The sequence below is a fragment of the Flagellimonas pelagia genome, from assembly GCF_003584135.1.
In the GTDB taxonomy this organism is placed as follows: Bacteria; Bacteroidota; Bacteroidia; order Flavobacteriales; family Flavobacteriaceae; genus Flagellimonas; species Flagellimonas pelagia.
The window spans coordinates 42208-49977 of record NZ_QXFI01000021.1 but is presented as its reverse complement, the minus strand read 5'-3'; the positions used below and the strand labels follow the sequence as shown (position 1 = coordinate 49977).

General features: G+C 41.6%; 8 protein-coding genes. 5 read left to right on the top strand and 3 right to left on the bottom strand.

Going from position 1 to position 7770, the window contains the following annotated elements; genetic code table 11:
• A partial coding sequence (locus D2V05_RS08380) for a hypothetical protein (protein ID WP_147378254.1) occupies positions 1-210 on the bottom strand: 210 nt, incomplete at its 3' end.
• A gap of 30 nt (positions 211-240) precedes the next feature.
• Positions 241-1197: a tetratricopeptide repeat protein gene (locus D2V05_RS08375; protein ID WP_119647215.1), complete on the bottom strand. Its 957-nt coding sequence runs from the start codon at positions 1195-1197 to the stop codon at positions 241-243.
• 190 nt (positions 1198-1387) lie between these two features.
• Here D2V05_RS08375 and D2V05_RS08370 point away from each other — a divergent pair, with 190 nt between their 5' ends.
• The 5 genes from D2V05_RS08370 to D2V05_RS08350 all read left to right on the top strand — a co-directional run bounded on the left by D2V05_RS08370 (position 1388) and on the right by D2V05_RS08350 (position 6447).
• Positions 1388-1927: a hypothetical protein gene (locus D2V05_RS08370; RefSeq protein WP_119647214.1), complete on the top strand. Its 540-nt coding sequence runs from the start codon at positions 1388-1390 to the stop codon at positions 1925-1927.
• 18 nt (positions 1928-1945) lie between these two features.
• A complete protein-coding gene (locus D2V05_RS08365; RefSeq protein WP_119647213.1) occupies positions 1946-2956 on the top strand; it encodes a hypothetical protein in 1011 nt (336 codons plus the stop codon).
• Positions 2957-3022: 66 nt separating this feature from the next.
• Positions 3023-3991, top strand: a complete 969-nt coding sequence (locus D2V05_RS08360) for a hypothetical protein (protein WP_119647212.1) — start codon at positions 3023-3025, stop codon at positions 3989-3991.
• Between the two features lie 16 nt (positions 3992-4007).
• Positions 4008-5195: a hypothetical protein gene (locus tag D2V05_RS08355; RefSeq protein ID WP_147378253.1), complete on the top strand. Its 1188-nt coding sequence runs from the start codon at positions 4008-4010 to the stop codon at positions 5193-5195.
• A 4-nt stretch (positions 5196-5199) separates the two neighbouring features.
• On the top strand, positions 5200-6447 hold the full coding sequence (locus tag D2V05_RS08350) for a hypothetical protein (protein WP_147378252.1): 1248 nt from the start codon (positions 5200-5202) through the stop codon (positions 6445-6447).
• 33 nt (positions 6448-6480) lie between these two features.
• Here the strand turns inward: D2V05_RS08350 and D2V05_RS08345 are convergent, their stop codons facing one another.
• Positions 6481-7545, bottom strand: coding sequence for a site-specific integrase (locus D2V05_RS08345; protein WP_108424075.1), 1065 nt, complete (start codon positions 7543-7545; stop codon positions 6481-6483).
• Positions 7546-7770 lie beyond the last annotated feature (225 nt).

The following is a 7770-nucleotide window of genomic DNA, read 5'->3' as shown; positions in this document are numbered from 1 at the left end:
GGCCTTGAGTTCTGTCTCGGCTACCTTGGCATTGAATTCGACCACCTTTCTTTTTTCCAAGGCATCACGTCTGCGTTTATATAGAAAATAACTTGCAATTGAGATCAGTGCCAGAAGGATGGCCCCAGCCAAATAACCATTTTTGACGAGATGTTGCCGTTTGATTTCCTCCTCGGCCTCGGCCTGTTGCCTCTCCATTTTGAACTGCATTTCCTTCCGGGTCAGCTCAGATTTTTTTTCTTAGCTCAACACACTGTCCTGAAGACGTACATGCTCTTTGTAAGCATGGAGGGCTTCTGCCATTTCTCCTTCATGTTCGTATACCTCACTCAATACTTTCCAGGAATCCGCTTGCCATTCCACGGCTTCGATCTCTTGGGATAGGTCAAGGGCTTTCCTCCCATTTAAGGCAGCCAAGTCATAGTTTTTCAATATGATATTGACCATTCCTATGCTGTTCAGGGCAGAAGCTTCAATGTATTTGTTCCCGATCTGGTGGGCAAGATCCGCCGCCTCCTGATAATACAAGAGTGCCTTTGGGTAATCTTCGAGTTTTTTGTAAGCTAGGGCCAAGTTATTGGTAATGGCGGCCACAAAGAGGTCATTTTCTTCCTGTTTGGACAATTTTAGGGCCTTTTCAAGATTGGCCACTCCTTCTTCATATTTTTTAGTGTCGTTGTAGATGATTGCAATGTTTGACAGTGCTTTTATTTCATCAGGGACATTGCCCAACTTTTGTGCAGAGGTCAAATAGGCTTCATAATTTTCCAAGGCCCTATCGTACTGTTTTAAATCGGCAAAAATGTTTCCGATATTGCTCAACAACGACGCTTCAAGTGACCTGTCCCCTATGGATTCGGCAAGATGTTGCGCTTTTTGGTAGACATCCAGTGCGGCTAGGTCGTCTCCCATAACATAATGCAGGTTTCCCTTCTGTCTCAATGCGTAACTCTCCCCCTTGATCCAATCTGTTTCGGAGGATATGGCAATGGCCTCATCTACCAAAGGAAAAGCTTCCTTGGGATTGGAATAGGTCATTTCCCCAGCAGTTTTTATCAATAAAGAAACGCGGACAGAATCTTTTGCCGAATGGGTGGCCAATTCCTGTTGTAACGAATCCAATACGCTTTGTTGGGAAATTCCCCAAAGGGGAAAGAGCAATAGGACTAAAAAGATCTTTTTAAAGGAATCTGGCATGGCGGGTGATTGGTCAAAACCAAATTTAAAGGTTTTGACTCAATATGCTGCCCCGTTCATTGTGTATTGCGGTAATTCAACAAAAGACAACGCTCATGTTCATATTTACAACGGTGAATAAGTGGTCGTGGCATAGGCTATGGGGAATATATAGCTTGGTGTTTTCTACGCACCATAACCATTTTATACTATGAAAAAAATGCAGTTGTTTTTCCTTTCCATTTTTACACTTACCATGTTCACAAATTGTAATTCTGACGATGGCGATGAACCAGAGGATGGGAAATCCGGAAAGGTTGAGGGAATCATCCAGTTGTCCGGGGAGGAGACTGGGGTTTTGGGGACTTCTTTGACCGTAGGGAACATTGAGGTCGGAAATGCATCATTGACAGGAACGGACAAATCTGTCATATTACTTTCCGATAATATTACAGTGGTAGATAACGAACTGGTCTATAGTAATGACCAGAGCGGTTTTGTGATCGTGGCTGCGGATTTTTCCACTGGGGGGTCACCCGATATCGACAAGACCATTTCCATGACCATTGTAAAGAACGGGGAAGAATATCCACATGCGTGTTCCTCCCCCTATCAAGGATTCTTTATGGCCTGTGGAGATGGGTTTGAAGTTGATTTCGAAGCCAAAAAAGTCACTTTTGAAGGTACCACGGTAATCAATACCGATGATGACAAGCTTTTGACTATGGATGGAGTGATAACGTGGGAGTAACGGTTCATATTGAAGAAAATGATACATAAGATAAGTTTGGGGGTATTGTTGGCTATCTTGGGGTTGCTTGAATTAGAGGCACAGGCCCCAAGTGCCAACAATCTGATTGTGTTCGATCCACCTTCCGAGAAGTTTGCTCCCGTTAAACTACAGGCCCATATGGGCCTTCCTCGGTTTGGGGCATTTAACAGTCATATGGTTAAGAATACGGGTGCCACGCCCGCGATGAGACCCGCACGGGGAAATGATGGGGCCCATGTGATGGAACAGAACAAAAAGGAAAGAAACGGTCTCTTGAATTTTTCCATTTTGGTGGGGTTGAAATATTTGGAGCCCTTTATGAGTGATCTGGACCGCGGGCGTTTGACCGTGGCCAGTTCCAATACATCACAAGAACAACGGAATTCCGCATTTCTACAGCAGTTTTTACGGACCCAAGTCGGTCCGAATCTTTGTTTGGACAATGCCTGCAACCAAACCAATCAAGGAAAAAACGAGTTTGAGAGGCTTCGCAATTATACCTCTTTTGTTGAGGTATGTTTGGAGCCACTTCAAAGGTGGGGCCAATCGTTTTTCAAAAATGATGAAATGGTAGGATACCATGTATCCACACTTCATGTTGGAAGGGGGTATGACTTTGACAAATTAGGGTATTGGGTAGGACATTATCTTAATCTGAACGATGTTTTTACCCCAAAGCAAGGTGGGGCCAAAAGAGTGGTCTTCGAGCCTGTTGCGGCATATGAGCATGAACTTTTGAAGAAAATCAACGGAAAGAACAATCTTCAATTTTTTCTCAAAATCGACGAACAGACCGCCGAACGGTTCTTGAAGGAAGACATCAACCGGTTGTATTTGGTGAAGAAGATAAAATTGAAACGTTCGGGCAAACCGATGGCCTTTCCTTATGACCCTGTGGAGTTCAACTATTCCCATGTGGACAGCGATGTGGAAATTTATGAGGACGAAGCCCTTACAGAACATTTTATGACGCTTTCCCTTGCCAACCTCACGTTAAAAACCAATTGATCTATGAAGAATTTGCTTTTTGTAATTATAATAATTGTTTGCCAAGGAGTAGGGTGGGGCCAACCAATGGAAAAGGTTTTTGATCCACCCAGTACCGATTTTATTTCCCTATCCTTACAGACCCACAAAGGGAAGCTCCGCTTTGGGGTACAGGATGAATATTTTGTGAAGGCCGATGGCACCTATATAAGCTCTAGGGAAGAAGGGTATTTTGAAATGGACAAACGGTCCAGCCACCATATGGCCAGTAAGCACGCCTTTATGGAGCTTTTGAAGATGAGGTTTAAGGAAGACATGTTTGCGGTAATGGACAAAGATCTTTTTACCGAACGAAAGCAAAATATGTATGAGGAAGAGTTGAAATCCCTCACCGCCCAGCAGCATGTACTGGCCTTGGCAAATGCATTGTGCAATACACAACAGTTGATTCGGTTTTTCTGCAACCCAAAAGAAGAGGATTGTGTTTCCGGGTTTCCACAAGAAGGGTATTACAACGAACCAAGGAACCAAAGGCCATGGGGAGGCAGGGGGGCTTCGGAGTTTCAGAAATTGCGTGCGTATACCGCTTTTGTGAAGGAAAAATTTCCCATGTTAGAAAAGTGGGCAAAGACCCTTTATACAGACAATACCTTGGAGGGATACTATGTGGCCCGAACCAATTTGGGCACCTACGATTTTAAGGATGGGGGTTATTGGTTCAATACCAATCAATTTTACAACACTGGCTTTTTGTTACATTGGTATGGACTTCAACCATCCAACTCCACCGAAAGAAATTTGATGCATCCCAATGGCACTTCTATCCTCTTCAAAATGTCTCCGGAAGAGGCAGAGCACTTTTCTGAAAAGCACCAATACCTCTATTTGGTGTTGGATGTGACCGGCTACCTGAATGGAGTGGAAAATTATCGTGCAGATCAGCTCAAGACCACCTTCAGTTTGAACAGCCCTGTCATAGAACTGTACTCGGATGATGGCCTTACCCAAAAAGTGGGGGAAATAGACATCAATTCCATGGTGTCCAAAACCAGATAAAATCTAAGCTATGAAAATGAAAGATATAAAAACCAAATCCATATTGCTTGTTGCGGTTTTTGGTCTGTTGGCGCCAATCTCGGTCCAAGGACAGTTTTTAAAAAAACTGAAAAAGAATGTGGAGGATAAAATCGTAAATAAGGCCAGTGAAAAAACCGATGAGTTATTGAATGGGGAAGGGGAAAAGACATCGGCTCCAGAAAAAGAGAAACCAAGTCCAAAGACTGGGCCTGCATCAACAAACAAAACATCCCCAAACAGCATACCGATAGGAAATCAAACCCAGAATAAATCGCCTGAAATTAAGGACGATAATATTATCACCTATAAGGCCCCCAACAAGGATTTTATGGATGTGGTCATACAATCTCACAAGGGACTTCCCCGCTATGGAGATGTTTATTATCATAGGGGGGTTACGGCCCCGACCCATAGCAAAGCCTATCGGGCACTCTTGGAACTTAAATTTATGGAAGACCTTTTCAAGGATATGGACCGGTCAAAACTCACTTCATACAATTATGCGGACAATGACCTTAAGGCAAAGAACTCCAATAAGGCCCAACATCATTTGTTGATGCTCGCAAAGGATGTTTTTTCGGATGAAAATATGCAAGAATACTTTTGTGACCCCGAAGCAAAGGCCCCGTGTAATTTTACCAATGCCGTGGGTGAACGAACCATTGTACCTAGCTGGGGAGGGACACGGAACAATGAATTTGCCCAAAATCGCAGTTACTCCAAGTTTATCAAGAATCATTTTGAGACCCTTCGGGATTGGAGTGAAACATTCTATGAAAATGGAAGCCAAGTCGCCTACTTCGTGGCTAGGGGAGCGGTAGCTGAAAAATATGATTTTAAGGATAAAGGCTATTGGATTGGCAATATATTCTCCATAGGAGGGGACTTTATACTTCATAATTCCAATTTTTTGGCCTACTCTGAGAATGAAAAAACCTTGAAGAACACATCAAAAAAGGTTTTTTTGTCCGTAGACCCAACAGCGGCCAAAGAATTTAACCTCCAATCCAGATCACCCGTATTTGTGGTGTTCAAGGTGAAGGTGACACCTCGTATTACAAATCCTACCCATGTGGATTGGGAGTTTGAGTTGGAAAGTACAACAATGGAGTTTTATAAGGATGCCCCCCTAACCAAAAAAATGGGAGAGGTGGATATGAAGACCGTTAAATTTAAAGATTGATCAAATGAAATGTAATCGTACGAAACAAGTTTTATGGATTGTAGGGGTATTGCTGATGACATTGCCTCAGAACATGAACGGTCAGTTTTTTAAAAAATTGAAGCAGCAGGCCGAGGAAAAAATAATTAAAAAGGCCGATAAGAAAGTGGGTGATATTTTGGATGGGAAACAAGATTCGGCGAATGGAACGAATACGCAAACTGAGGCCATAACACTACCCGAGGCCCAAAAAACAGAGCAAAAAGCTACACAACAGAATACCGCCATAGCTTACAATGAGGATGATTACCTGGTTTATAAATCCCCTAACCAAGCCTTTAAGGATATTGTGGTTCAGAAATTCAAGGGCCTTCCCCGATTTGGGGCCATAGATTCCTATATGATGCAGGACAATCCCAAAAAAGTGGACCTTTCCAAGGAAGCCGGTGAAAAAAGGAATCTGACGGGTACCGGGTATGCTGGGTTTGCCCACTTGGTGCGTATCCATAGTTTGAAGGAGCATTTTAAGGTGATGGACAGGACTGCCCTAACGCAGCAGACAAAAGGAAAGATCATTGAGGAAGAAGCAAAGTCGAGCTTGGCCCAAAAAGTATTGAAGGAATTTGCATTTGATATGGGAACCGATGCCCTGAAAAAGGAATATTTTATGAACGATTGGAGCGGAACCGGTAAGAGTGCCTTGGTCCGTGAATGGGGAGGTCACCAAGCGGACGATTTTACGGAGAATGAGCGGTATGTATCTTTTGTAGAAAAGTATCTGGATATCATTTTAAAATGGAGCAAAAGCTTTTTTAGTGATGGAACCGAGGATTTTCAATTGGTCCATGCCATAAAGTTCCAAGGCCAATATGATTTTGACAAAGGAGGTTTTTGGATACGGTTACCTATCAAAAGACCCCCATTGGGAGTTTCCTCTGTGGAGTATTTTGGTGAATTTTTACCTAATACGCCATATGGACAACAGTTTTACAACAAGACCGAACAAGTGGATTACATCAATGGGGATGTATTGTTCAAAATGAGTCCCGATAAAGCCGAATCCTTAATCAATGACAAAACTGTGCTACTACAGATGACCATGAAGGTTAGGTCTGTTTTCAAAGGATTTGACATAGCCAACCCATTTGTCTATAGTGCCAATTATACTTACCATTTTCTTGATCCAATTCTGGAGCTGTTTTCGGATGCCCAACTAACAAAGAAGATAGGTGAGGTCGATTTGAACAAATTGGTATATAAAGAGCCCAACTAATTTTATTTATTTACATGAAAATGTCAAGCTATTTTAGTGGTAAAATTTAATACTGGGCAATTTATCAATTGCTTCATCCTGCAATTGCTGAACATGATTAAGGTATTTCAAAGTACTTCTGGTTGAGCTATGACCCATGGCATCGGCAACAGTTTTGAGGTTGGCCCCATTGATAAGTAATTGACAGGCAAAAGTATGACGGGCACAATAAAAGGTGATGTGCTTTTCAATTTGAGCCCTATTGACCCAGTAGCGTATTGCTTTGTTGGCCCCATTATCACTTAAAGATTGGATATTGAAAATAAAGGAATCTTTTTCCCCTGGTTTGCCCAAGATATCAAGAGCTGTTTGATTGAGTCTGTTATTAATCAGTTCCCCAGTTTTGTTTCTAGTGGTTATCAATCGGCCTTTGTTTATATTTTTCCATTTGAGCTTTCGGATTTCCGCAAGGCCAAGGGAAGTAAAGCAAGCAAATAGAAAGGCTCTTTTTACGGAAGTATTTCCACATTCGGTATTGGCAAGTATTTGAAGTTCATCCTTATCTAATACTTGTTTTTTTAATGTATCGTCTTTGTTGGGATTTGTAAATCTTATCTCGGCTGTTGGCATTTCATTTAGGTAACCCTGAATTTTTGCAGCTTTTAAAACTTTTTTGAACCTTGTGAAATAGTTATGTGCCGTTTCGCCGGCAAGACCTGCATCATGTATTAAATAATCTTTGTATAATGTCATGGTTTTAGGACCAATTCCCGTAATGGTTAACCTCGGATTGTTGACAGCCTCTTTAAATTTCTCCACAGAGCTTGCAATAATGCGTACGTCCTTATTTTTATAATCTTGAATGTATTTTTCAGCAAAAACAAAAAAATTGATTTTCTTTAGGTGTTGTGGAATATGTCCTGTTTCATCTGATAAAACTTCCAATTCCCTGTTGACCCGAATTCTTTCGGCAATTCTTTTCTTTTCAATTTTGGATGGATCCTTGGGCAGTATTTTTATTTTAAGAAATTCTCTCCATCTTTCACCGTTGTGATGGATGTCCAAATAGAGGCTTTTTGCTCCTGATTTTAATGTTCTGCTTCGAAGTTGTACTGACATAAAAAAGTGACGTAAAAGTGACGGTTTTTGTCTAAAAATACGAAATGAAGGGAAAACTTACAAGTGAAGAGAATGGATCAAGTATTTGATATACAGTCAACTAAATGCAATTTGTGTCAAATAATATTATGTGAGGATTCACACCCAAGGTACAGGAAAAAAGCCGAGATTTTCTCGGCTTTTTTTATGCCCTTTCCCAGGTTATTCCAAAAATCTTGATGACAT

Bases quoted from the DNA above. Each gene is read 5' to 3' on its own strand.
- D2V05_RS08360 (WP_119647212.1), top strand. From the start codon at position 3,023: ATGGAAAAGGTTTTTGATCCACCCAGTACCGATTTTATTTCCCTATCC.
- D2V05_RS08370 (WP_119647214.1), top strand. From the start codon at position 1,388: ATGAAAAAAATGCAGTTGTTTTTCCTTTCCATTTTTACACTTACCATG.
- D2V05_RS08365 (WP_119647213.1), top strand. From the start codon at position 1,946: ATGATACATAAGATAAGTTTGGGGGTATTGTTGGCTATCTTGGGGTTG.
- D2V05_RS08375 (WP_119647215.1), bottom strand. From the start codon at position 1,197: ATGCCAGATTCCTTTAAAAAGATCTTTTTAGTCCTATTGCTCTTTCCC.
- D2V05_RS08350 (WP_147378252.1), top strand. From the start codon at position 5,200: ATGAAATGTAATCGTACGAAACAAGTTTTATGGATTGTAGGGGTATTG.
- D2V05_RS08355 (WP_147378253.1), top strand. From the start codon at position 4,008: ATGAAAGATATAAAAACCAAATCCATATTGCTTGTTGCGGTTTTTGGT.
- D2V05_RS08345 (WP_108424075.1), bottom strand. From the start codon at position 7,545: ATGTCAGTACAACTTCGAAGCAGAACATTAAAATCAGGAGCAAAAAGC.